This is a genomic window from Enterobacter cloacae complex sp. IR5459 (assembly GCF_049238005.1).
GTDB lineage: Bacteria > Pseudomonadota > Gammaproteobacteria > Enterobacterales > Enterobacteriaceae > Enterobacter > Enterobacter hormaechei_C.
In genome coordinates, this window is sequence record NZ_JBMKIG010000008.1 from 255,721 (window position 1) to 278,971 (window position 23,251).

Annotated in this window: 21 protein-coding genes and 1 pseudogene; 10 read left to right on the top strand and 12 right to left on the bottom strand. The window is 53.8% G+C overall.

What is annotated here, in order from left to right; translation table 11 throughout:
• Nucleotides 1–6 precede the first annotated feature (6 nt).
• Complete coding sequence (locus ACOTX4_RS17880) at nt 7–198, bottom strand: YnbE family lipoprotein (RefSeq protein WP_003857369.1); 192 nt, start codon at nt 196–198, stop codon at nt 7–9.
• Nucleotides 195–2,834, bottom strand: coding sequence for a YdbH family protein (locus tag ACOTX4_RS17885; RefSeq protein WP_045333007.1), 2,640 nt, complete (start codon nt 2,832–2,834; stop codon nt 195–197). The genes ACOTX4_RS17880 and ACOTX4_RS17885 overlap by 4 nt, the downstream gene beginning before the upstream one ends.
• A 210-nt stretch (nt 2,835–3,044) precedes the next feature.
• Between ACOTX4_RS17885 and ACOTX4_RS17890 the strand changes: the two genes are divergently transcribed.
• Together ACOTX4_RS17890 and ACOTX4_RS17895 are read left to right on the top strand one after the other, a co-directional pair.
• Nucleotides 3,045–4,034 carry a 2-hydroxyacid dehydrogenase gene (locus ACOTX4_RS17890; protein WP_003857375.1) on the top strand — a complete coding sequence of 330 codons (990 nt, stop codon included), beginning with the start codon at nt 3,045–3,047 and terminating at the stop codon, nt 4,032–4,034.
• A gap of 661 nt (nt 4,035–4,695) precedes the next feature.
• Nucleotides 4,696–5,532: an alpha/beta fold hydrolase gene (locus ACOTX4_RS17895; RefSeq protein ID WP_023314082.1), complete on the top strand. Its 837-nt coding sequence runs from the start codon at nt 4,696–4,698 to the stop codon at nt 5,530–5,532.
• A gap of 87 nt (nt 5,533–5,619) precedes the next feature.
• Here ACOTX4_RS17895 and ACOTX4_RS17900 read toward each other — a convergent pair whose 3' ends face one another.
• Together ACOTX4_RS17900 and ACOTX4_RS17905 are read right to left on the bottom strand one after the other, a co-directional pair.
• Nucleotides 5,620–5,793 (bottom strand): GnsA/GnsB family addiction module toxin, encoded by a 174-nt coding sequence (locus ACOTX4_RS17900; RefSeq protein ID WP_023314081.1) that lies wholly within the window; start codon nt 5,791–5,793, stop codon nt 5,620–5,622.
• Nucleotides 5,794–6,102: 309 nt separating this feature from the next.
• Nucleotides 6,103–6,381 carry a DUF1471 domain-containing protein gene (locus ACOTX4_RS17905; protein ID WP_003857380.1) on the bottom strand — a complete coding sequence of 93 codons (279 nt, stop codon included), beginning with the start codon at nt 6,379–6,381 and terminating at the stop codon, nt 6,103–6,105.
• 228 nt (nt 6,382–6,609) lie between these two features.
• Between ACOTX4_RS17905 and ACOTX4_RS17910 the strand changes: the two genes are divergently transcribed.
• Nucleotides 6,610–7,200, top strand: a complete 591-nt coding sequence (locus ACOTX4_RS17910; protein ID WP_003857383.1) for a DUF4142 domain-containing protein — start codon at nt 6,610–6,612, stop codon at nt 7,198–7,200.
• A 74-nt stretch (nt 7,201–7,274) separates the two neighbouring features.
• Here ACOTX4_RS17910 and ACOTX4_RS17915 read toward each other — a convergent pair whose 3' ends face one another.
• Both ACOTX4_RS17915 and ACOTX4_RS17920 read right to left on the bottom strand, forming a co-directional pair.
• Nucleotides 7,275–9,371: a pyrroloquinoline quinone-dependent dehydrogenase gene (locus ACOTX4_RS17915; RefSeq protein WP_023314079.1), complete on the bottom strand. Its 2,097-nt coding sequence runs from the start codon at nt 9,369–9,371 to the stop codon at nt 7,275–7,277.
• 10 nt (nt 9,372–9,381) lie between these two features.
• Nucleotides 9,382–9,747 carry a hypothetical protein gene (locus ACOTX4_RS17920; RefSeq protein ID WP_022651139.1) on the bottom strand — a complete coding sequence of 122 codons (366 nt, stop codon included), beginning with the start codon at nt 9,745–9,747 and terminating at the stop codon, nt 9,382–9,384.
• 632 nt (nt 9,748–10,379) lie between these two features.
• Between ACOTX4_RS17920 and ACOTX4_RS17925 the strand changes: the two genes are divergently transcribed.
• From ACOTX4_RS17925 to ACOTX4_RS17935, 3 genes are all read left to right on the top strand, one after another.
• Nucleotides 10,380–11,642, top strand: a complete 1,263-nt coding sequence (locus tag ACOTX4_RS17925) for an amino acid permease (protein ID WP_080336093.1) — start codon at nt 10,380–10,382, stop codon at nt 11,640–11,642.
• 87 nt (nt 11,643–11,729) lie between these two features.
• On the top strand, nt 11,730–11,969 hold the full coding sequence (locus tag ACOTX4_RS17930) for a DinI family protein (RefSeq protein ID WP_003857390.1): 240 nt from the start codon (nt 11,730–11,732) through the stop codon (nt 11,967–11,969).
• A 149-nt stretch (nt 11,970–12,118) separates the two neighbouring features.
• Nucleotides 12,119–12,802, top strand: coding sequence for an SOS response-associated peptidase (locus ACOTX4_RS17935; RefSeq protein ID WP_045333006.1), 684 nt, complete (start codon nt 12,119–12,121; stop codon nt 12,800–12,802).
• A gap of 59 nt (nt 12,803–12,861) precedes the next feature.
• Here ACOTX4_RS17935 and ACOTX4_RS17940 read toward each other — a convergent pair whose 3' ends face one another.
• Nucleotides 12,862–13,353, bottom strand: coding sequence for a DUF523 domain-containing protein (locus ACOTX4_RS17940; protein WP_003857394.1), 492 nt, complete (start codon nt 13,351–13,353; stop codon nt 12,862–12,864).
• Nucleotides 13,354–13,461: 108 nt separating this feature from the next.
• The gene (locus tag ACOTX4_RS17945) at nt 13,462–14,265 is read right to left on the bottom strand and encodes an AraC family transcriptional regulator (RefSeq protein WP_023314077.1); all 804 of its coding nucleotides are present in this window, start codon (nt 14,263–14,265) and stop codon (nt 13,462–13,464) included.
• Nucleotides 14,266–14,374: 109 nt separating this feature from the next.
• Here ACOTX4_RS17945 and ACOTX4_RS17950 point away from each other — a divergent pair, with 109 nt between their 5' ends.
• A complete protein-coding gene (locus tag ACOTX4_RS17950; protein WP_032610216.1) occupies nt 14,375–15,166 on the top strand; it encodes a sulfite exporter TauE/SafE family protein in 792 nt (263 codons plus the stop codon).
• A gap of 130 nt (nt 15,167–15,296) precedes the next feature.
• Here the strand turns inward: ACOTX4_RS17950 and dcp are convergent, their stop codons facing one another.
• Nucleotides 15,297–17,330, bottom strand: coding sequence for a peptidyl-dipeptidase Dcp (gene dcp, locus ACOTX4_RS17955; RefSeq protein ID WP_063937569.1), 2,034 nt, complete (start codon nt 17,328–17,330; stop codon nt 15,297–15,299).
• A 143-nt stretch (nt 17,331–17,473) separates the two neighbouring features.
• Here dcp and ydfG point away from each other — a divergent pair, with 143 nt between their 5' ends.
• Together ydfG and ACOTX4_RS17965 are read left to right on the top strand one after the other, a co-directional pair.
• On the top strand, nt 17,474–18,220 hold the full coding sequence (ydfG, locus tag ACOTX4_RS17960) for a bifunctional NADP-dependent 3-hydroxy acid dehydrogenase/3-hydroxypropionate dehydrogenase YdfG (RefSeq protein ID WP_421635408.1): 747 nt from the start codon (nt 17,474–17,476) through the stop codon (nt 18,218–18,220).
• A 90-nt stretch (nt 18,221–18,310) separates the two neighbouring features.
• Nucleotides 18,311–18,997, top strand: coding sequence for a GntR family transcriptional regulator (locus tag ACOTX4_RS17965; RefSeq protein WP_003857403.1), 687 nt, complete (start codon nt 18,311–18,313; stop codon nt 18,995–18,997).
• A 35-nt stretch (nt 18,998–19,032) separates the two neighbouring features.
• Here ACOTX4_RS17965 and ACOTX4_RS17970 read toward each other — a convergent pair whose 3' ends face one another.
• Nucleotides 19,033–19,464: a universal stress protein gene (locus tag ACOTX4_RS17970; RefSeq protein WP_003857404.1), complete on the bottom strand. Its 432-nt coding sequence runs from the start codon at nt 19,462–19,464 to the stop codon at nt 19,033–19,035.
• Between the two features lie 287 nt (nt 19,465–19,751).
• On the opposite strand from ACOTX4_RS17970, the gene ydfZ reads away from it, so the two are divergent.
• Complete coding sequence (ydfZ, locus tag ACOTX4_RS17975; protein WP_003857405.1) at nt 19,752–19,955, top strand: putative selenium delivery protein YdfZ; 204 nt, start codon at nt 19,752–19,754, stop codon at nt 19,953–19,955.
• Between the two features lie 44 nt (nt 19,956–19,999).
• Here the strand turns inward: ydfZ and ACOTX4_RS17980 are convergent, their stop codons facing one another.
• Nucleotides 20,000–21,463 (bottom strand): mannitol dehydrogenase family protein, encoded by a 1,464-nt coding sequence (locus ACOTX4_RS17980; protein ID WP_063937567.1) that lies wholly within the window; start codon nt 21,461–21,463, stop codon nt 20,000–20,002.
• A 222-nt stretch (nt 21,464–21,685) separates the two neighbouring features.
• A pseudogene (locus tag ACOTX4_RS17985) lies at nt 21,686–22,987 on the bottom strand (MFS transporter); the annotation flags it as partial.
• Nucleotides 22,988–23,251: the final 264 nt, after the last annotated feature.

Here is a 23,251-nt window from a genome sequence, read left to right on the forward strand (position 1 = left end):
GCATCCTCAGAACAGATCGCTGCGGGATTTCAGCAGGGCTTCAACGTCTTTATCCACCTTGATATGGATTTCATGCTCGATTTTCACGTTCATGTTGATAGTGATCGGCTCTTTGGGCGCTGCCACTTCAATGCGCGGCGTGCAGCCTGACAGCAGCGCGACGACGGCCACGGTGAGTACACCAGCCCTCTTTTTCATTGTTGTTCCTCACTTTCCTTGCCTGTCGAACCGCGGAGAAGGGGTATCGCCGCATGTTGCTCAAACCATGTTTGCAGATTGTCCCCAAAGCGCAGGCTGCGCCAGAGGGTAAAAATGTTCTCTTCATGGGTGTAATTCAGGTTTACGAAACTGCTTTTGCCCTCGACGCGGCTGGTGCCTTTAATGGCCGCCTGCATGGTTAACACACCCAGATTATCCACATTGAGTTTTGTCCACGACTGCGAAATTTCCATATAGCGGAGCCAGTTGATCGCCGCCCCGGCAACCACGTTGTCTTTCACAATGGCATCCGCCGTGTCCTGGTCGATGCGCAGCGTCATCGGCCCCGGGTTGGTCAGCCAGCCATCTTTAATGATCCATTTTTCATTGTCCAGCCAGAACGGCAGCGCGCCGCTCACCGGGCCGGACATGGCAAACTGCTTCGGATTCACCGCGCTTATCAGTTCGCTGGAGGAAATATTATCCACGCGTAGTAAAGCCGGATCGTGCTGCGGCATTCTCAACTGCTGCATGGTGATTTTCCCGCCGAGCGCTTCCACCTTCACGTTGGTGAGCAGGAGCGGGTTCGCTTCGGTCCAGGGATAATCGCCCTGGAGATCCGCGGTGATATTTCGGGCTGTGACCAAGTTTTTTACCTCGTCGATTCGTAACGTTACCGGCCCGCGCGTGCCCAGCGACCAGGTACCCTGGCTTAAGCGGAACGGCAGAACAAAATCAACGCCGTTGATTTCGTTATCCGGCATCCACGCGCTGCCCGCTTTCAGCACCCCGTGCCCCCCGGCCTCAAACCCCTGATCGGAGGCCGCTGAGAAAGCCACCTGTGCGTACATTTCGCCGCCGCGCAGGGTCAGTTTCCAGTCTGGCGGGATCAGCGGCTGGAACACCGTAAGAGACTGTTTTGGCCACCAGGCCTGACCGCGAAGGCGTTCGCCATCCCAGCGTCCATTCACCTGGACCGGGCCGATGTCGTCCGCATGCAGGTTCCCTTTAAACTGGAACACCGTCGGGTCTGTCCCGTCAACGCTGAAGGTCAAAACGGACGGCGGCAGCACGCTTCCGCCCGAGAAGCTTGTTTGCCCGGCATTGAGCGCGAGCGCGCCGCTAAAGGTGGGGTTATCCGGGTCCCGCGACCAGCGCACCGGGTGATCCAGCACCAGGCGCGGCTTGCTGACCAGCATCGTACCGTACTGCAATTTGTCGAACCCCGTGGAAAGATCGGTCAGTTCGATAACGTTGTCGCGCCACTCCCCGGTTCCCCGGACATCCCAGCGCGCATTCATCGGCGTGAAATTCCCTTTACCCCAGTAGCGCCACTGCCACAAACCGTTGTCCGGTAAAAAGTCGTTAGCCTGGCCGTCCAGATGCAGCTCAAAATCGCCCATCTCGTTTTCATGCGCCCGCAGAATGGCTTGCAGGCGGCCGTCCACGCCCTTCTGCGTGAGCTTCACGCCTGCCAGCGGCCAGCGGATCTCATCGATATCCAGCGAGTCGATGATGCGCCCGCGCGAGCGCAATAATGCGCCGGGTTCAAACGTAAGCTGCGGATCGTAAAGGCTGCCGGTCAGCTTCGCCGGGAGTCTGGCATACAGGATCAGATCGTTTTGCTTGGCTTCCCCGCTCAGGTGCAGCGGCATAGCGCTGTTTTCCATACTGAGCGAGCCGGGACCGATATTCAGCACCGCGTTGCCCTTCCCCGCATCCCCCTGGGTCAGCACGTTGAGCCGCCCCGTGAAGGTGGCTTTCTCCAGCCCCTGCTGCCAGTTATCCACTTTCAGCCCGACGCGACCGCTCATCGGCATACCGGAGGCTGACCAGTTCCAGCGTCCGTCGCTGATGGTTAACTGCTGAGCGGTGATCTGCCACGGTAAATCGAGCAGTGGATCGGGGTTGTCCCGCGCCATGACCACCAGCTGGCCCTGATTGTCCTCCCAGTCCAGATCGGCATCGACCAGCGAGGATAACTGTGGCACGTTAAAGGTCGCGACCGTATGCCCTTTCACCGGCACGCCGTCCGGTACCAACGGCAGGGTAAATTCACCGATCAGCTTCACGGGCTGCGGCTGATCCGGCAGTTGCACATCGAACTGGCTGATGGAGAGCGTCTGGCCGCGCAACTGCCCCTTAATGCTCACCTGCTCGCCGTTATAAGTGATGTCCTGGCGGGCTGGCGTGAGTGAAGCATGCAGCTCACCCTCCCACTGCTGCCAGGGAGAAAGGGTAAAGCGGTGGATGGTCAGCCAGGTGTTGGGCAGGATGGCCTGCCACTGCGCCAGCGTTTTCGGCGCCACCGTTGAGGACGCTGACTGCGGTAATTTGCTCAGGCAGACAGAGTTAAGTTCAAGTGCGCCAATATCAAGATCCCAACGGCTGGGGTGTGACAGGGTCACGTTTTCCACACGGGCAATTTCGCACTCTTCTACCAGATAGCGGAGATCGGGGATGATCAGGGCGTGGCGCGTGAGCCGTGGGCTTTCTTCAAACGCGATGCGCGTTCCAACAGGGAGCCAGATCCCGGCGAGCGTGGGTACCCACTGGGCGAGCGTCATCAGCAGCGTCAGCGGCACGAGTAATAGCAGCAGTAATAGCGCGATTGCGGCTTTGTATTTACCCTTCATGGGCAGTTAATATCCTGATTTTGCGAAAAAAATAAGCCGTTCTTGCCGCTCATTGTCGCATGTTTAGCCAGTCAGTTGAAGGTAATGCCATTTTTAAGAGTAGATGCTCTACAATAATTCATAGAACTTATTGATTTCAATGAATTTTGAAAAATTGTAAGATAATTTTAAACATGCTAACGTGGTTCCAAAATCACTGGAGAAAGTCTTATGAAACTCGCGGTATATAGCACAAAGCAGTACGACAAAAAGTATCTGCAACATGTTAACGAGACGTACGGTTTCGATCTTGAATTTTTCGACTTTCTGCTGACAGAAAAGACGGCTAAAACCGCTCACGGCTGCGAAGGCGTGTGTATCTTCGTTAACGACGACGGTAGCCGACCGGTGCTGGAAGAGTTGAAAAAACAGGGCGTGAAATACATTGCCCTGCGCTGCGCAGGCTTTAACAACGTCGATCTCGATGCCGCCAAAGAGCTGGGTCTGAAGGTCGTTCGCGTCCCAGCCTATTCTCCGGAAGCCGTGGCTGAACATGCCGTCGGGATGATGATGTCGCTCAACCGTCGTATTCACCGTGCCTATCAGCGTACCCGTGATGCTAACTTCTCTCTGGAAGGGCTGACCGGCTTTACCATGTACGGTAAAACCGCAGGCGTGATCGGTACCGGCAAAATTGGTGTGGCCGCCCTACGCATCCTGAAAGGATTTGGCATGCGCCTGCTGGCGTTTGATCCGTACCCAAGCGCCGCTGCGCTGGAGCTGGGCGTGGAGTATGTCGATCTGAAAACGCTCTTCTCGCAGTCTGATGTTATCTCCCTGCACTGCCCGCTGACTCCTGAAAACTATCACCTGCTTAACCAGTCGGCGTTCGACCAGATGAAAGACGGCGTGATGATCATCAATACCAGCCGCGGCGGACTGATCGACTCTCAGGCGGCTATCGAAGCGCTGAAAACGCAAAAAATTGGCGCGTTGGGTATGGACGTGTATGAGAACGAACGCGACCTGTTCTTTGAGGATAAATCTAACGACGTGATTCAGGACGACGTGTTCCGTCGCCTGTCGGCCTGCCACAACGTGTTGTTCACCGGCCACCAGGCGTTTCTGACCGCCGAAGCGCTGATCAGTATATCGGAAACCACGCTGGGGAATTTACAGCAGCTTGATAAGGGCGAAGCGTGCCCTAACGCGATCGTTTAAGACCGTCAGGCCGGGCGGCTGTAACCTCTGCCCGGCCAATAACAAGCCCATCAGAAAAATAAGCACAGGTTAACTATTAAGATGGGTAACGTTCATCGTAAATATAACAATCAAGGATATGACTGTTCCGGTGTGACCATATCAGAATGAGACTCTGATGAAGGCTGCGTGATTTGCTGCACTATCGTAACCAGTTGTTCAAAAACAGCTCTCATTTGCGTCGGGTAGGTTAAAGACAACCAGGTTGCCAGCACTGCTCCAGCCAAAAAGCCCAACTTCATACACTATCCCTAATAAATTCAGCGAGATACAAGCTTTAACGTATGTGTGGTGCCGGGTGCCTCCCGGTGAGTCGTTAGTCAGCCACCTTGACCCGCTACTGATTGCCTAAGCTACACGTGCTGTTTAGCCTCTCCGCACAGGAGGATTCACCACGCGAGAAAAATAACACAGTGCCCCGGCTGGTTTAGGGGATATTTCGTTTAAAAATAAATAATGACCATACAAAATTAATCTATAACTGTTTTTCAGGAACCCTTCTACACTTTAAGCGGATATATCAGTAATAAGATTAATATAAGTCAGTTTTATTACGTCCCTAAATGCTGGGCTATTTACTTAGCCTTCACACGTTTTTGCCATTAGCAGAGGAGTCTGAAATATGGCATTCGTAACAACGAAAGATGGTGTCAGTATTTATTACAAAGACTGGGGTCCGAAGGATGCGCAGCCGATCGTTTTCCATCACGGCTGGCCGCTGAGCGCCGATGACTGGGATAACCAGATGCTCTTTTTCCTTGCAGAAGGCTTCCGCGTCATCGCCCTCGACCGTCGTGGTCATGGTCGTTCCGATCAGGTAAGTGAAGGTCATGATATGGATCATTATGCCTCCGACGCATCGGCCGTGGTCGAAAGCCTTGATTTGCGTAATGCAGTGCACGTCGGCCACTCCACCGGCGGGGGCCAGGTCGCCAGGTACGTTGCGAAGTACGGCCAACCTCAGGGGCGAGTGGCCAAAGCGGTACTGGTCAGCGCCGTTCCTCCGCTGATGGTAAAATCAGACGCTAACCCCGGCGGAACGCCCATTGAGGTGTTTGACGGCTTCCGCCAGGCGCTGGCCGCTAACCGCGCCCAGTTTTACCTCGACGTCGCCAGCGGTCCTTTCTATGGATTTAACCGAGACGGAGCAGAGGTTTCGCAGGGCACAATTCAGAACTGGTGGCGTCAGGGAATGATCGGTAGCGCCAAAGCCCACTATGAAGGCATTAAGGCGTTTTCAGAGACCGACCAGACGGACGATCTTAAAGCCATTACGGTTCCCGTCCTTGTGTTGCAGGGTGATGACGATCAGGTCGTCCCCTATAAATATGCCGCCCTTCTACAGGATAAGCTGCTCGCAAACAGCGAACTCAAAATTTATCCAGGCTTCCCGCATGGGATGCATACCACACATGCAGATACCATAAACGCCGATATACTGACATTTATTCGCTCATAAAGACGATGATTATCCATAATACAACCGGGCATCACACCCGGTTTTGTATTGCGGCAAGAATTGAGCAACCATTTCAGGAAGAAACGCCTACAGGAGTTTGATTTTTACTTCGTACCCCTCGAGGCCCGCCATGGCCTCACGAGCGATAAACTCTATTTCAGAAACTTCCTGCCCTGTTTTTTTTCGTAACTCTGCAATTTTTTTGGCTATAAGCGCTGAAATCTCTTCCTCTGCCTTTTGTGTCAGTGCGTCAACTTTCATCTTTACCTCTTACGACCGTTAACTGTATCCATTCTCTAAATGGTTTTAACCATAACCCTTTGTAAAGCGTAGACTATCTGCGTTACGTATGCTGCATTAACCTTAAGATGAGCAGCATGATGGAGCCGTCACATTTAAACATGCATTTATATTGCATTATTTGAACAAGCTGTTATTGTCCCAAAGCCTTAGAGCACATAAACATAAGAAAAGTTTTGACTTAAACTCGCCCCGCATCAGGGGCATTTTTTTGGCTGTCTGTAAACAAAAAACCCGCCAGAAGCGGGTTTTTTGTGGTATTCAAGAAAATTATTTAAAGACTTCTGCGACGGCCTGGAAGTTAGGGCCATGCTCGCGGGCAGCGATAATGACGTAGTATTTCCCGCCCTTCTCGTCTGCCAGTTTTGAGAGTTTTTGATGAAGATCTGAAGGTGAAGAAATTTGTCCACCTGAAGCCCCTACAGATACATTACCAAGGTATTCAAGTTTGAAGTGGTGCGCTTCATCCTTGGAAATCATATCTGCCGCAGATGCGCCGAAGCTTGCTACTGTTAAAGCCAATACACTCCCTAATAGTGCTTTTTTCATATCATTCCTCCTGTTGATGAATCTATATATTTAACATTAGCACCAAATATGTAAATGATCCGTATCAATATTGTAGAAGAATTGAGCATCACGACCAGCCATCACTGACCTGAACGGCGGGTGCAGCAGTTTCATCTACTATACTGACCCTTGTAGTGAGCATTTATCTGTCCGGTTGCGCCTGAAGCAACCGAAACTTACCTGTACCATGACCATCAGGAGAACAATATGCACACGAGTAAAACCCTGAAAAGGCTGCTAGCCGTATCAGCAGTTGCAGCAATGTTCAGCACCGTTGGCGTACAAGCCCAGACGACAAGCGCCGCACAAACTCAAACTGCGGGCAAGGCTCAACCGGACGCCAGACTCAGCTCCGGCGACGAGAAAGCGTTGAAGGACATGGCGCAGGCCAATATCAACGAAGTCGCCGCCGCCAGGCTCGCCCTGGACAAGGCCCAAAGCAGTGAAGTGAAAACATTCGCTCAGAAAATGGTCGACGATCACGGCGCCGCGCTGACCAAAGTCCAGACCGTTGCCCAGAAAAAGGGCGTGGAGCTGCCGACCGAACCAGACGCCGCGCATAAAGCCCTGAACTCAAGGCTGGAAAACCAGCGTGGTGACGCTTTTGACAAAATGTATATGGAATATGCTGGCGTGAAGGACCACGAGAAGGTGCTGTCGAAGCTTAAGAGCGACGCCAGTAAAATCGACGATCCGGATGTGAAGGCTCTGGCCAACGAGCACACGCCGGTCGTTGAGCAGCATCTGAAGTCCGCCGAGCAGATGTCAACCCACTCCGGCGCATCAGCCGATAAATAACGCGTCGGTAAAACGACAATTGTAAAACAAAGTGGGGCCCGCAGGCCCCACGCTTATTTCCCCTTCCTGATGAATTATTCCGGCAAGGCGTAGACCACCACCTGATCGCCCACCTGATCCTTCAGGATCGTATTCCCGCCTGCCACGAAGGCCACATACTGGCGACCTTTATATTCATAGACTGACGGGTTCGCTACTGCCGGCGCTTCTGCCTGATCGGACCACAGCTCTTCACCGCTCTCGACCGAGTAGGCACGCACTTTGGCATCCATTGAAGCACCGATGAAGATCACGCCACCCGCCGTCACTGCCGGGCCACCAATGGTAGGTGAACCCCAGCTCTCCGGCATGAAGAAGCCATACTGCTGGGAGGCGCCAACCGGACGACGCCATTTCACATCGCCCGTATGCATGTCCAGCGCCACGATTTCGCCAAACGGCGGCTGCCAGCACGGCATGCCCAGCCAGTTGCTCGCCACCAGCAGACGCATACCGTACGGGGCGCCTTCCTGTGGGGCAAAGCCGCTTTCGTTACCGGAGTCTTTGTCTGCGTTATCGTAATCTTCGCGGCTGTAGAGCTTCACGTACTGGACGATATGCGAGGTGTTGACGATGGCGATCTGTTTTTGCGGATCGAACGCCACCCCACCCCACTGTACGCCGCCAGCGCTATCAGGATAGGTTAGCGTGCCTTCGCCCTTTGTGGTCGGCGGAGTATACATTCCCTCATAGGTCAGGTTATCCCACAGACGAGAGCACTGGCCGCCACCGACGATATCCGCCAGCTTCCAGATTTCCGGTTTTTTCGACTGGTCGAGCAGCGGTGCGGGTTTGGTCGGGAACGGCTGCGTGGGCGAGAGAACTTCACCCTGAACCGAACCATCACCCTGCGGAACCGGACGTTCTTCGATTGGCCATACGTCCTCCCCCGTCAGGCGGTTAACCACGAACAGGAAACCCTGCTTGGTGGCCTGAATCAGCGCCGGGATCTGCTTGCCGTCTACGGTGATGTCCATCAGCGTCGGGGCGGAGTTAATATCGTAATCCCAGACGTCGTGGTGTACCCATTGACGGGACCAGACCACTTTACCGGTGTTGATGTCCAGCGCGGTGGTCGAGGTGCCAAGCGGAATAGCGTCCACGCGGTTGCCGCCCCAATAGTTGGGAGATGGCGATGAAACCGGGAGATAGACCAGCCCGTTGGCCTCATCGGCGGACATGTGCGTCCAGACGTTGGCGGTACCGGTACGCTTGCGGATCTCTGCCGGGATCGCCTCAAAGGTCCATTCAAGCTTACCGGTCTGGGCGTTGACTGAAAATACGGTGCCCGGAGGGGCTTCGGCATAGGCCCAGTCCTTCCCGGCCCAGCCCACCAGCAGATGGTTGCCGACAACGGTTGGCGGTTGCAGGACAGAGAGCGGATACTTCGCGTTAACGGTATTCCACTGGTTCAGATCCAACACGCCGTTATTCGCAAAGCCGCTGCAAGGTTTGCCTGAATCGGCGTCCAGCGCAAAGAGCTTGCCGTCAACGGTGCCCATATAAACCATCTTCTGGCATGCCTCTCCGCTCACCGGATTTTTGGCCTGCCAGTAGGAAACGCCGCGGTTTTTCAGCACTGGCTGGGTCAGCGCCTTGCGCGACGATTTCGTGTCATAATGCCACTTCTCTTTACCCGTCCCCGGATCCAGCGCAATCAGGCGATCGAATGGCGTGCCAATGTAGAGCGTATCGTTGGCGAAAATGGGCGTTGCGGACCAGACGGTGGCTGGCGTATCGCCTTTACCATCCGAGACGTCGCCGGTATGGAATTCCCAGACTTTCGTTAATTTCCCGACATTATCCGCCGTAATTTGGGTCAGGGGGCTGTATTTCTGCGCGTTAAGCTGGCCGTGGAAGCTGTCCCAGGTGGGCGTGCCGGGCACCAGCGGCGTCGCGGGCTGGCTGGCCGAGGCGACTTTCTTTCCGTCACCGCTGCCGGTTGAGGCATCGTCGGTGGTTTTTGTGGTTCCGGGTGCCTGCTGATCGGCGGCATCAATGTTAAGCGATTCCTGAGTCCCCTGAGAGGCCTCAGTGGCCTTATCCTGCGCCTGTAGCGCGAGCGGAGCGACCAGCAGCGCCAGCGCCGTCATGCTGACTTTTATGAAGGGATAATGCTTATCGTTGTGCACGGGCGGCTCCTCAGCTTCTGACGCGATGGTTGTAACGGGCGGAATGGCTGCTCAGCATAATCAGACCTATCAGGCCGACCACCATGGCTGCCGTTATGATGTACTGGTGCAGCAGCGCGGCGGCAAAACCAATACCCGCCAACACCACCAGGGTGACAATAATCAGGAAAACGCGCGCCCCGCGACGCGATGCCGCGCGTAGCATAACGGTCAGGATCGCCAGCACTACGCTGGCAATGACCACGCCCAGTGCGCCAATGGTGCCAGTGACGCCGGTAAGCGGCGTCCACCAGGCGTATAGCGCCACCGCGAAGGCTATTATCGCGGTCAGCAGCAGCAACATGCTACCGACCCGCGAGGATTGAGAATGCAACATACCAGGAATCCCCCTCTAAAAATGCAAAATTGACCATTATTAAGGCGTTTTCGTGGATATATGCCCCTGCTGCCCGCTGCTATTAAGGCAACGCGACGTGTGGAGCGGCGGCATATTTCACTAAACGTAACTGAGTATAGAAGAGGATTTTTTTATGGGGCGTTTAATAGCAGGCATACGACGCCTTGTGCCCCTTCGCCACCATAAAGATAGCGTTATGTTACAAGACAGTTCGAAAGCTACGAGCAGGTTACGTGATTGTCTATATCCTGTTTTTTAATTTGAGGCATGACGGGATAATTCTCCGCCCAATAAAATAATTAAATAAGTCCCCCTTCAATATGATGGCGCCTTATGGTACTTAATAAAACAGGGTATTTATTCTTTAATTAACAGACGTGCAGGCAGGGAAAGTCAGTCGTTATTTGTTCGTTAATTTAACAAATCCCCTTCTTAATTAACCGCCTGTTAAAGCATCGTCAAAGAATAACGATAGTTATTGCAGGCATACACATAAGGTTTACGGTATGCGAAATCAAACCCCTCCCACCCGTGGTGTAATGGCGCAGCAACGACTACAGGCAGATAAAAACTAAATAAGTCGTCGCTCCTCTAACAACGCGGTAAATATGATGAATAAAGCCACCACTCTCTCAGCTAATATTACAACACGCTCTAACTGGCACTGGCAGGATAACATCTGGACGCTGGGCCTCTACGGTACAGCCGTCGGGGCGGGAACGCTGTTCCTGCCCGTGGAAATCGGCACCCGTGGTCCGGTTATTTTCCTGGTCATGCTCCTGCTGGGGCTGCCGTTATCCCTGATCCCCCATTTACTCCTTTGTCGTGTGTATATGCGAGAAGAGAAGACTGAAAACGGCACGTTGCCGATCTTCGGCTCCTTCTTCAGCGGACGGGGTGAAAAGCTGATCACCCTGTTCTATTGTGTGACCTTCTTCCCGGTAACCCTGGTTTACGGGGTGGCGCTGATTAATGCGCTGAGTAATTTACTGGTGGAGCATCTGCATATTACCGCGCTCAGTCGTGGGCCATTGTCGTTTATCGTGGTTGCCGCACTTTATGTGGTGCTTAGCAAGGGCCGGGACAGAGTCGTGGCCATTATGAGCGCACTGGCTCTGCCGTTCGCGGCATCTGTACTGCTGATCGCCATATCACTTATCCCGGGATGGCATCTGTCTAACCTGACCAATACGGCCGCTGAAATGAACGCCACGCCGCTGCCGGTAACGCTGAAAAATATCTGGCTGACGCTGCCGCTTATTACCTTCTCGTTTTGCTGTGCGCCTATGGTCTCCCCGCTGAGCTCTTACTACCGGGAGAGGAAAGCGGAGGGCGAGAAAAAGGCACTGTTCGTGATCCGCATCGCCTATTTAGCCATCTTCGCCAGTATCCTCTTTTTCGTGCTGAGCTGCGTGCTGGGGATCCCGCATGACAACTTTGTACGGGCGAAGGCGGAAAACCTGAATGTGCTGTCCGTGATGAAAGGAAACGGTGATTTCAGCCTGATTTACCACATTGCCCCGCTCATCGCTATCATCGGTATGACGAAATCCTTTCTCGGCGTAGGCCTGTCGGTCGCACAAACGTTTGGTCAGCTGGCTGCCAGCGTATCCGGCAATAAGGCCAGCGCCAGCAAGCGGCTGGCCTCTCTGGCGCTGTTCCTGCTGACCTATGGCATTGTTTATGCCAATCCGGATGTGCTCAGCCTGATTGAAATGTTCTGCGGACCACTGATCGCGGTGATCCTGTTCCTTATCCCTGCGTACCTCATATACACCCGCCCCTCGCTGGCGGAGCTTCGCGGCGTGACGGTGTTTCTGGTTGTTCTGGGCGGACTGGCAACGCTGTCTGCATTGCTCTGGACAATGCTTTAGCCTGAACGCCGTTTGACTGTACCCATATACAGTAGTATTTTACGTTCAGGCTGAATCACATGCGTAATATCCATAAGGTAAACAATCATGTTTGTGGAACTGGTTTATGACAAGCGAAACGTACAGGGGCTGGAGGGAGCCAGGGAAATCATCCTGGCCGAGCTGACAAAACGCGTGCACCGGATTTTTCCTGATGCCAGCGTGACGGTTAAGCCAATGCAAGCGAACGGCCTGAACAGCGACGCCAGCAAAAGCGACCGTGAAAAGCTCAACCGCATGCTCGAGGAGATGTTCGAAGAGTCGGATATGTGGTTGATACAAGAGTAACCGGGCGCAAAGCCCGGCTCTGTTTTCAACTAACAATACCCCTGTGTATTCAGGCCGCGATTTTCCAGCATCGGTTCAATCTCAGAAGCATGCCCGCGCGACTTTTTCTCCCTGCCCTATACTTTCAGTCTGACTGACTGGAGGTTTCTATGTGTGGACGTTTTGCACAAGCCCAAACCCGTGAAGAATATCTGGCTTACCTGGCCGACGAAGGCGAACGCGATATCGCATATGACCCTGAACCCATTGGCCGCTACAACGTTGCGCCCGGTACCAAAGTGCTGCTGTTAAGCGAACGTGACGAACAGCTGCACCTCGATCCGGTATTCTGGGGCTACGCGCCTGGATGGTGGGACAAAGCACCACTGATTAACGCGCGTGTAGAAACCGCAGCCACCAGCAGAATGTTTAAACCTCTTTGGCAGCATGGCCGGGCGATCTGCTTTGCCGATGGTTGGTTCGAATGGAAAAAGGAAGGCGACAAGAAACAGCCGTATTTTATTCATCGGGCCGACGGGCAGCCGATATTCATGGCGGCGATCGGCAGTACGCCGTTTGAGCGCGGCGATGAAGCCGAGGGATTTCTCATAGTGACCTCTGCTGCGGATAAAGGCCTCATTGATATACACGATCGACGGCCGCTGGTTCTGTCGCCAGAAGCAGCAAGAGAATGGATGCGACAGGATGTTGGCGGGAAAGAAGCGGAAGAGATTATTGCCGACGGTACAGTACCCGCCGACAAGTTTAATTGGCATGCTGTAACTCGCGCCGTGGGGAACGTGAAGAATCAGGGGGCGGAGTTAATCGAGGTGGCTCATAAAATGGAAAAATAAGCTGCATACCCATTATGACCAGGAAGCGATGCCGCTCGGCGTTAATCCTGGAGAACCGTTCATTCCCTTTCTTCAATCCAGTTCACAAGCTCCGCAAACTGAGTTTCTGAAAATACCGCAATACCATGCTCGGAGAGTAATGATGCTGCCACTCCCATACCCGATTTACGCTGATTACTGAAAGAACCGTTGTAGATAAACTGAGTTCCGCACGTTGGACTACCATCAGTTAACAAAGCAGCAGTACATCCTGCTTCTTGTGCTGCTCGCAGAGCCAGCCAGGCTGCAAGTTGATAATGCCCGGTAACATCTGTTCCGGTGTTTTCAATTATTCTGGCTTGTCCACGCATTACGTCTTTACCCTCAGCAGACATAATCTCAGCGGGTGGTCTCGGAACAGGTAGCCCCGCAGCCAACTCAGGGCAGTGGATCACCAGGCGCTGCTCCTGTTGCCAGCGAGCAAGTTGATGAGTCATCTGCGCTTTCTCTTTCCCGTTATAACGGACTTTAAGGCCCATCAGGCAGGCACTGACCAGTATTTTATTTATCATTATTTAATAGTATTAAGATCCAAAACGCCTACGATTTTAACACCTTAACCCTTCTCATGAATTAAAGAATTTGACGTGGCAGCGTCTTTAGCTGGTACATAGCTGACGCTATGATCGGTGCCCTGTCCCGTGGAACTTTTTGAATAATGCCGGGTGATAATACGAAGGTGGCTGTCCTGTGACACGGCGGAACATCGTTGCGAAGGATGATGCATTATCGTATCCAAGAGTCAAGGCTACTTCATTTACGGGTTTTCCCGTTATCAACAATGCCAGCGCGCTAACCACGCATGCTCGTTGGCGCCAGACAGAAAATGACATGCCCATTTGCGTAAGGAAATGGCGACGAAAGGTGCTGTCGCTCATGAACAGCGCATTTGCCCAGCGCTCTGCTGGATCATGGATTGAGGGATTGAGTAAAAACGCCTGACAAAGAGCCAGTAGGGCCGGATGTCGCGGCAGCGGAATATCGAATTCGCGAACCGGCATAGCCGCCAGCTCCAATATCATCAGATTTATCAGTGCACGGTCACGCGTGCTTTCATACAGTGGCGGTAAATCCACTGACTCAAGCAATAGCTGACGTAATAATGGCGATACGCTAATAACTTCACAACGAGGATATTTTAAGAAGGCATTCACGAAATCTGGTTCTATATACAGACTGCGAGTGGTCACGCCAACAAATTTGACGGCGTGCATAGTTTCGGGTGGGATCCAAACAGCATGTTGTGGAGGAACAATCCACTCTCCATCCTGGGTTATGACATGCATTAATCCGGTCGCGCCATATAGCAGCTGCGCGCGGCGATGTTTGTGCTGTGGCAGCATAAATCCCTGCACATAGTCATTGCCTATCGCTACCACTTCACGATCTAGCTGCTCGACCTCTTCAATCTTTACGTTGCGCACACCCGTCTCCTTATGACCGATTTACAAAGGTAATTGAGCGCGGCGCTAATGGGAAGCAGGACGCTACCGGTATAAGCTGCGAAATCATTTTCAGGTCGAGGGTATGATTTTGAATGATATCGCAATCATTGCGTTGGCAGGCTTTACTACCGGTATTACCACCGTGCTTTTTGGCTTTGGCGGCGGCTTTGTCGTAGTACCATTCGTTTATCAACTAATGCTACGGCAGACCGAACTGGCACTAAACGCCATGCATATCGCGGTTGCTACCTCTACATCGGTGATGATATTTAACGCGGGCTGGGTCACCTATCGAAACTGGCGAGCTTGCGAGCTTTCATCGCAAATGTTATTCCCGTTACTATGGTTTATAGCCATTGGGGCTATCGTGGGTTCCTGTCTGGCAGGAATATTTAGTGAGAGTGTTGTTCGCGCGCTGTTCATTTTCTACATGCTGGCAACAATCAGCGATTGTTTGTTGCGTAAGGGTTTTCTCGGAGGAAGTTCTCTGCGTCGCTTGTCATTTCCTGTAGTAACGGGCGGCGGAGTGACCATTGGTATGATAGCCGCATTGCTTGGCGTGGGCGGAAGCGTAATGACGGTACCCCTGTTACGGCGCCATGGTTATGCGATGCGTGAATGCATTAGTGCTTCTAATCCGCTTTCCCTGCCCGTCGCGCTATGTGGTGCCGTGACGTATGCAGTTATTGGCTGGCAAACTATTCCTGTGAATGGATTTCTCGGTTTTATCAACCTGAAAATTTTAGGTATGTTGGTACTAACAGGCTGGGCAGGAATAGTTTTTAGCCGTCGGGTTATACCTGCTGTACCTGATATTTGGCACGCACGAATCTATGTCATGCTGCTGTTCCTGGTGTTACTGGCGATGCTATTTCAGTAACCCTCTTTTATCGCAGCGACTAATGGCCCGTAATTATACCTGTCTCAATGTACCTTTCAGACACAAAGCGGACCAAAGCGTACAAAAAACCGGGCCTCGCGCCCGGTTCTGTTTACACACTAAAAAAGCCTTACGCACTCAATCCGCGATTCTCCAGCATCGGTTCGATCTTCGGAGCGTGCCCGCGCCAGTTCCGGTAAAGTTCAGCTAGATCAGTGCTGTTGCCGCGGGACAAAATCGCCTCGCGGAATGTCTGTCCGTTTTCGCGGGTCAAACCACCCTGCTCGACAAACCACTGATAGCCATCGTCCGCCAGCATTTGCGTCCACAGGTAAGCGTAATACCCCGCCGCGTACCCGCCGCCGAAGATATGGGCGAAATAGCTGCTGCGATAGCGCGGCGGTACGGCTGGAAGATCCAACCCCTCTTTTTTCAACGCGGCGGCTTCAAAGGCTTCCACGTCTTCAACGGGCTCCTGAATGCCGTGCCAGTTCATATCCAGCAGCGCGGCGCTCAATAGCTCCGTCATGTCATAACCCTTGTTAAACTGGGTCGCATTGAGCATTTTTTCCCGCAGCGCATCCGGCATCGGTTCGCCGGTTTGATAATGACGAGCAAAGTGCGCAAACACCTGCGGATGGCTGGCCCAGTGTTCATTGATCTGCGACGGAAATTCAACGAAATCACGCGGCGTGTTGGTGCCTGAAAGCGTGGCATAGCGCTGGCTGGCAAACAGACCATGCAGGGTATGGCCAAACTCGTGGAACAGGGTAATCACATCATCCCAGGAGATCAGCGCGGTTTGCCCGTTCGCCGGTTTTTGATAGTTGCAGACGTTATAAATCACCGGACGCGCAGCAAACTCGTAAGACTGCTCAACAAAATTCCCCATCCACGCACCGCCCGCTTTGGAATCACGCGCGAAAAAGTCGCCATAGAACAGCGCCATGCCTTCACCCGTATGGTCGAAAATCTCCCACACGCGAACATCCGGGTGATAAACCGGAATATCGAAACGCTCGACAAAACGGATACCGAACAGCTGCGTGGCGGTCCAGAATACGCCATCTTCAAGCACGGTATTGAGCGCGAAATAGGGTTTGATCTGCGACTCATCCAGCGCGTATTTCGCTGAGCGCACGCGTTCGGCATAAAACGCCCAGTCCCAGGCCTGCACCGTAAAACCGCCCTGCTCGTCGTCGATGACTTTCTGAATATCCGCCTGCTCCAGCGCAGCCCTGCCGCGCGCCGCAGGCACTATTCCGCGCATGAATTCGAGCGCGGCTTCCGGCGTTTTCGCCATTTGATCGGCAATGCTCCAGCTCGCATAGTTGTCAAAGCCGAGCAGCTGCGCCTGTCTTGCCCGTAACGCGGTAAGCCGACGGATCAGCTCGCGCGTATCGTTTTCGTCGCCTTTCTGAGTGCGTTCCCAGCCCGCGCTGAACAACTTTTTACGGGTCTCGCGCAACGCCAGCGCCGCCAGCGCGGGCTGTTGCGTGGTATTCAAAAGCGGGATCAGCCAGCGCTCCTTCAGCCCTTTTTCTGCGGCAGCGTGAGCCGCGGCAGCCATCTCCTCCGCACTGAGCCCGTCAAGCTGGCGAACATCGTCCACCACCAGCCCTCCCGCCTTATTCGCCGCGAGCAGGCGCTGGTTGAACTGGCTGGTCAGGGTGGCGGCTTCGGTATTCAGAGATTTCAGCTCGGCTTTTTCATCGGCGTTCAGACGCGCGCCCGCAAGAACAAAGTGCTGATACGTCTCCTCCGTCAGTCGGCGGGATTCGGCATCCAGCGCCTCGCGATCCTGCCAGACGGCTTCCACGCGGGCGAAAAGCGTATCGTTTAGCCAGATATCGTTCGCCAGCCCGGCCAGTTCGGTGGAGAACTGCTCGTCCAGCGCCTGAAGATCATCGTTAGTGTGTGCGGACGTCATGGCGAAGAATACGCTGCTCACGCGCGACAGCATGGCCCCGCTTTTTTCAAGCGCCAGCACGGTGTTATCGAAGTCCGGCGCGGCGCGCTGCGCGATAATCGCGTCAATGTCTGCACGCTTCAGGCGCATTGCTTCATCAAACGCCGGGCGATAATGGCTGTCGTTGATCGCATCAAAACGTGGCGCCTGATAAGGCAACAGGCTAATTTCAAAAAAAGGATTGTTGACCGACATCGTTTACTCCTGTGCACGGTATTTCTCCCCAGAGTAGGCCAGCCTGCGCCAGCCTGCAATGGCGTCATACAAATGTTGCCTTAACGACGTGCCGGAGAGCGTGCTATGTTAGTACAACACAAAAAGCGTTGAGGAACAGTGAGATGATTATTTTAGTTACCGGGGCGACAGCGGGTTTTGGTGAAAGCATCACGCGTCGCTTCGTCGCAAACGGACACAAAGTGATTGCAACGGGGCGTCGTCAGGAGCGTTTGCAGGAGCTAAAAGACGAGCTGGGTGCCAGCATTCTGACCGCACAGCTGGACGTCCGCAACCGCGCCGCCATTGAAGAGATGATTGCCAACCTGCCTGCCGAATGGCGTGAAATTGACGTGCTGGTCAATAACGCTGGCCTGGCGCTGGGTATGGAGCCTGCTCACAAAGCCAGCGTGGAAGACTGGGAGAACATGATCGACACCAACAACAAAGGCCTGGTGTACATGACCCGCGCCGTGCTGCCGGGCATGGTTGAACGTAACCGTGGTCATATCATTAACATCGGTTCCACCGCCGGAAGCTGGCCTTACGCGGGCGGCAACGTCTATGGCGCGACCAAAGCCTTTGTCCGCCAGTTCAGTCTGAACCTGCGCACCGACCTGCACGGAACCGCGATCCGCGTGACCGATGTTGAACCGGGTCTGGTAGGCGGAACCGAATTCTCCAACGTGCGTTTCAAAGGCGATGACGCGAAAGCGGATAAAACCTATGAAAACGCGAATGCGCTGACGCCGGAAGATATCACCGAAACCGTCTGGTGGGTCGCGAATTTGCCGAAGCATGTCAACATCAACACGGTTGAGATGATGCCCGTCAGCCAGACCTATGCCGGACTCAGCGTGCATCGCGGGTAATTCACCCTTCCCGGCCTGCGGGCCGGGTATGTGATGGCAGGGAAAAGAATGGTAGTATGTTCAGGTTAACTCTCTGAGAAATCACAACCCATGGCCGCTGAATCGCAACTTAATCCTACCCAGCCCGTTAATCAGCAAATATATCGCATCTTACGCCGTGATATTGTTCGCTGCCTGATCCCACCAGGAACGCCACTCTCAGAAAAAGAGGTTTCGGTACGTTTTGACGTTTCCCGTCAGCCCGTGCGCGAGGCGTTTATTAAACTCGCAGAAAACGGCCTTATTCAGATCCGCCCACAGCGCGGCAGCTATGTAAATAAAATTTCGCTTTCGCAGGTACGGAATGGCTGTTTTGTTCGCCAGGCCATCGAGTGCGCCGTGGTGCGTCGCGCCGCGTCGCTCATCAACGATAACCAGTGCTACCTGCTGGAGCAAAACCTGCATCAGCAACGAATCGCCATCGACCGCAAACAGTTAAACGACTTTTTCCAGCTGGACGACGAGTTTCACCAGAAACTGGCGCAGATCGCCGAGTGCCAGCTCGCGTGGGATACCGTTGAAAACATCAAAGCGACCATCGACCGCGTGCGCTACATGAGCCTCGACCATGTTTCTCCGCCAGAGATGTTGCTGCGCCAGCATCATGATATTTTCAGCGCGCTGGAAAAACGCGACGTGGAAGCCGTAGATAAAGCGATGACGCTTCACCTTCAGGAAATTAGTGAGTCAGTTCAGTTAATTCGTCAGGAAAACCGCGAGTGGTTCAGCGAAGAATAAAACCTCGCCGCCCCCTTTCGGTTGCGGCGAAGTAATTAGCGGACCACTAACACCGGAATAGTGGCGTAGCGCAGGATAGTTTCAGCATTTGAACCCAGCAGATGGGTTGTCATGCTCGGATTTCTTGATCCAATAACAATAACGTCATATTTCCCCTCTTTGCTGAGCTTGATGATTTCATCGCGTACGTTGCCGAAGCGAACTTCACAATCAATATTTTCCGGGGACATATCAAAGAGCCGTTTCAGCGCCTTCATCTTCTTATCAGACTCGGCGGTCATATACTCTTCGAACTTCTTAATATCGGCATTGAACCCCCGCAGTAATGAACGGCTGCTGTTAGGGAGAATGTTGACCAGGGTGATCGTCGCGCCTTCCGCCTTCGCGAGGTTGACCGCATGGCGTACCGCTTTATCGCTCAAATCCATTTCAAACACGTCAACAGGCATCAAAATTTTCTTATACATAAGCCTGACTCCTTTTCCGATGAAGGGTTATTTTCTGTCTCCAGAATGACATTGTGGATATAAACAAAGCCTAAACACTTGCATCCGTAAACTATCAATTAAGGAAAATAACTGTCCGCTTTGTAAAGTGGTGTCCTTAACCGTCAACGCCTGCATGAAATAAGAAAAAAGTGTGAGCTTGATCAAAAGCAAATAATTTCGTTAAAGAGAGGCGTATTAATAGTGCCCCGTGAACGGCAGCCGTCGAATTAGCGCCGTAGCGGATAAGTACGAGAGGAGAAAATACCATGATGACATACGACCGTAACCGAAATGCAATCACCACTGGCAGCCGCGTCATGATTAGCGGCACAGGTCAGTTCGGCGTGATTAAAGCGATCCACAGCGACGGCCTTAATGCCGAGCAGGTGCGTCGTGGTAAAACGGTTGAAGTGGAAGGATGCGAAGGTAAGTTCGAACCGATTGAGCTGATTCGCCTGGGGATGCACTAAGCTGCGCCCCGACATGCCGCCGCGGACGGCGGCATGTCATAGCGTTAAAGCCGGGTGGCGTACTCAGCAACCGTGGCCTTCGCGCCTTTTTGCAGCAACGTCTGATAAGCCTGCATGACCGACGCCACAAACACCGCGTCCTTCGGCAGCTCGTTACCGAAAATAGCCTCAATGCCCAACAGCGCATTAACGCGGCTTTCGCCTTCAGCGCTACCGTTTACCGCCGCCTGAATCACCGCCAGCTGCGGGTCACTCACCTCAATCGGGTTACCCTGCTCATCCACACCGCCGACATAACGCATCCAGCCCGCCACACCGAGGGCCAGCAGCGGGAAGGGTTTCTGGTGGACCAGGTGCCAGCGCACGGAATCGAGCATCCGCTGCGGCAATTTCTGGCTACCGTCCATGGCGATTTGCCAGGTGCGGTGACGCAGGGCCGGATTGCTGTAGCGCGCGATCAACAGGTCAGCATAGTGAGCTAAATCCACCCCCTTTACTTTCAGAGTCGGCGCCTGCTCTTTCAGCATCAGCGCATGCGCGGCTGCGCGATAATGTTCATCTTCCATGCAGTCGTTAATGTGCTGATAACCGGCAAGGTAGCCGAGATAGGCCAGGAACGAGTGGCTGCCGTTAAGCATTCGCAGCTTCATCTCTTCAAACGGAATGACATCAGAAACCAGTTCCGCACCGGCCTTTTCCCACTTTGGACGTCCGGCGACGAAATTATCTTCCACCACCCACTGGCGGAACGGCTCGCAGGCGACACCTGCCGGATCGCGTACGCCGGTCAGCTGTTCGATTTTATCCAGCGTGTCAGCCGTGACGGCGGGCACAATACGGTCCACCATGGTTGACGGGAAGGTGACGTTCGCTTCAATCCAGTCGGCCAGTTCGCCGTCAACAGCGCGCGCGTAGGCGCAGGTGACATTGCGCATCACGTGGCCGTTCTCCGGCATGTTATCGCATGACATCACGCTGAATGCTGGCAGCCCCGCCGCCTTACGCCGCGCCAGCGCTTCAACCACAACGCCCGGCGCAGATTTCGGCTGATGGGGGTTTTGCAGGTCGGCAACGATTAACGGATGATCGAACATCAGTTGTCCTGTTGCCGGGGAATGGCAATACCCTTTCTCGGTGATGGTCAGGGAAACAATGGCGACCTGTGGCTCGCACAGCGCCGCCAACACGGTTTCCAGCCCGTCGACCTGCGCATGCAGCGCGTTTTTGACGACGCCGACCACGCGCGCTGTCCACGCATCGGCAGACATCTCTGCCACGGTATAAAGGTTATCCTGTGCCTTCAGATCGGCGATCTGCTGTTCGCCGCCAATCAGGTTAACTTCGCAGTAACCCCAGTCGCTGCCCTGTTCTGCGGCGAGTATATCGGTGTACACCGCCTGGTGTGCGCGGTGAAACGCGCCAAACCCTAAATGAACAATGCGTGCCTTGAGGCTGTCGCGATCGTACTGAGGAAGCGTTGCCTTCGCCTGTAATAACTGGTTTTCCATGATTGAGACTCGTTAATTAATGAACGCTGTGATCCGCTGCCGCTTCCTTTTCAGAGCGGCAGCGCCTGCTGACTACACCAACTAGAATGGCAGTCAGAGTCAAAAAAGCTGCCATTAACCATACTGATACGTCGTTTTCAGATCTTGATTTACATTAACTTTTCGCCATGTGGTGTGACATCAGTAAAAAGTTGTGTGACAGATAGCGCAAGATGTAAACCATTAACGCCGTGAAGAGAGCGCACCGTAGGCTACCGCTTCTTTACGCGGCGCTTCGGCTGCATCTTCGGCTTCACTCAAATCGCGGTCGCTCACTTCCGGCATCAGCAACGCAGAGACCAGCCCAATCAGCGAATACGCTACCAGCATCGCCACAATCGGCCACCAGGACCCGGTCATGTTGCAGAAGATCCCCGCCAGCACCGGACCAAAGCCAACGGCTACCAGCCCGCCCGCCTCTTTCGAAATGGCCATACGGGTAAAGCGGTTCCGCGAACCAAACATCTCTGCCATGGTGATGTTTTCCAGCGCAAACAGCCCGAGGACCGCAAAGTTATGAATAACGATGATAGAGAGCATAATCACGCCCGGCGCGTAACTCTTATCGACGATAATCGACAGCATCGGGTAAGCCAGAATAATGGCTGAAATGTTAAGGAGGATATACGGCAGACGGCGCCCCACTTTATCGGACAGCCAGCCCAGCAGCGGGATGGTGAGGAAGCCGAGAATCGAACTGATCATCAGCGCATCGGTTGGGATCGCCTTATCAAATAACAGCGTCTGCACCAGATACCCGGCAAGGAAGGTCTGGATAAGCCCAGAGTTACCGGCCTGGCCAAAGCGCAGCCCCGTCGCCAGCCAGAACGATTTGCTCTTAAACATCGCGCCTAATGAGGTATCCTGCGCCGCCGCTGGCGCAACGGTTTCGGCGTCGTTAACCTTCTCAAACACCGGGCTCTCTTTAAGGTTCATACGCAGCCAGATGGCGAAGATCATCACCACCACGCTGGCGAGGAATGGCACGCGCCAGCCCCAGGCAATAAGTTCTTCACGATCGAGGGCAAAGAACATCACGGCCCAGATCGCCGTGGCGCTCAGCGTTCCGCAGTTGGTGCCCATGGCCACCAGCGAGGAGATGATGCCGCGTTTACCCTTCGGCGCGTACTCCGCCAGCATGGTGCCCGCACCGGAGATTTCTGCCCCCGCGCCCAGCCCCTGAATAATACGCAGCGTCACCAGCAGCACCGGTGCGAAAATCCCGATCTGCGCGTAGGTCGGCAGCACGCCGATTAAGGTGGTGCAGATCCCCATCATGGTGATGGTGATAAACAGCACTTTTTTACGGCCAATTCTGTCGCCCATTCTGCCGAAAATAAATGCCCCGACGATACGCGCGATGTAGCCTGCGCCGTAGGTGCCCATCGCCAGGATCAGCGCCATGGCCGCCGATTGCTCAGGGAAGAAAATTTCATGAAACACCAGCGCGGCGCCAAGGGAGTAGAGCTGGAAATCCATAATTTGCGGCACTACAAACAGGATGTATGCTGATGTAAGTTGAAAGCAGGCTTAAACCAAAACATTAGCGCAAGATGAATCACTACCCTCCACGGTTTTGAGTTGTTTTGCGCTAATTTTTTGCCCCAACCATGCCCCATTGCCCCATCACACCACCCTGTCATCCTGCATCACGCTGTTGATGAAGAACGTCACCCGCCCCATCACCTCAACCTCTTCCGCAGCCTCCCCCTCTATCGCTTCACCATCATCACAAATCAGCGCCCTGCC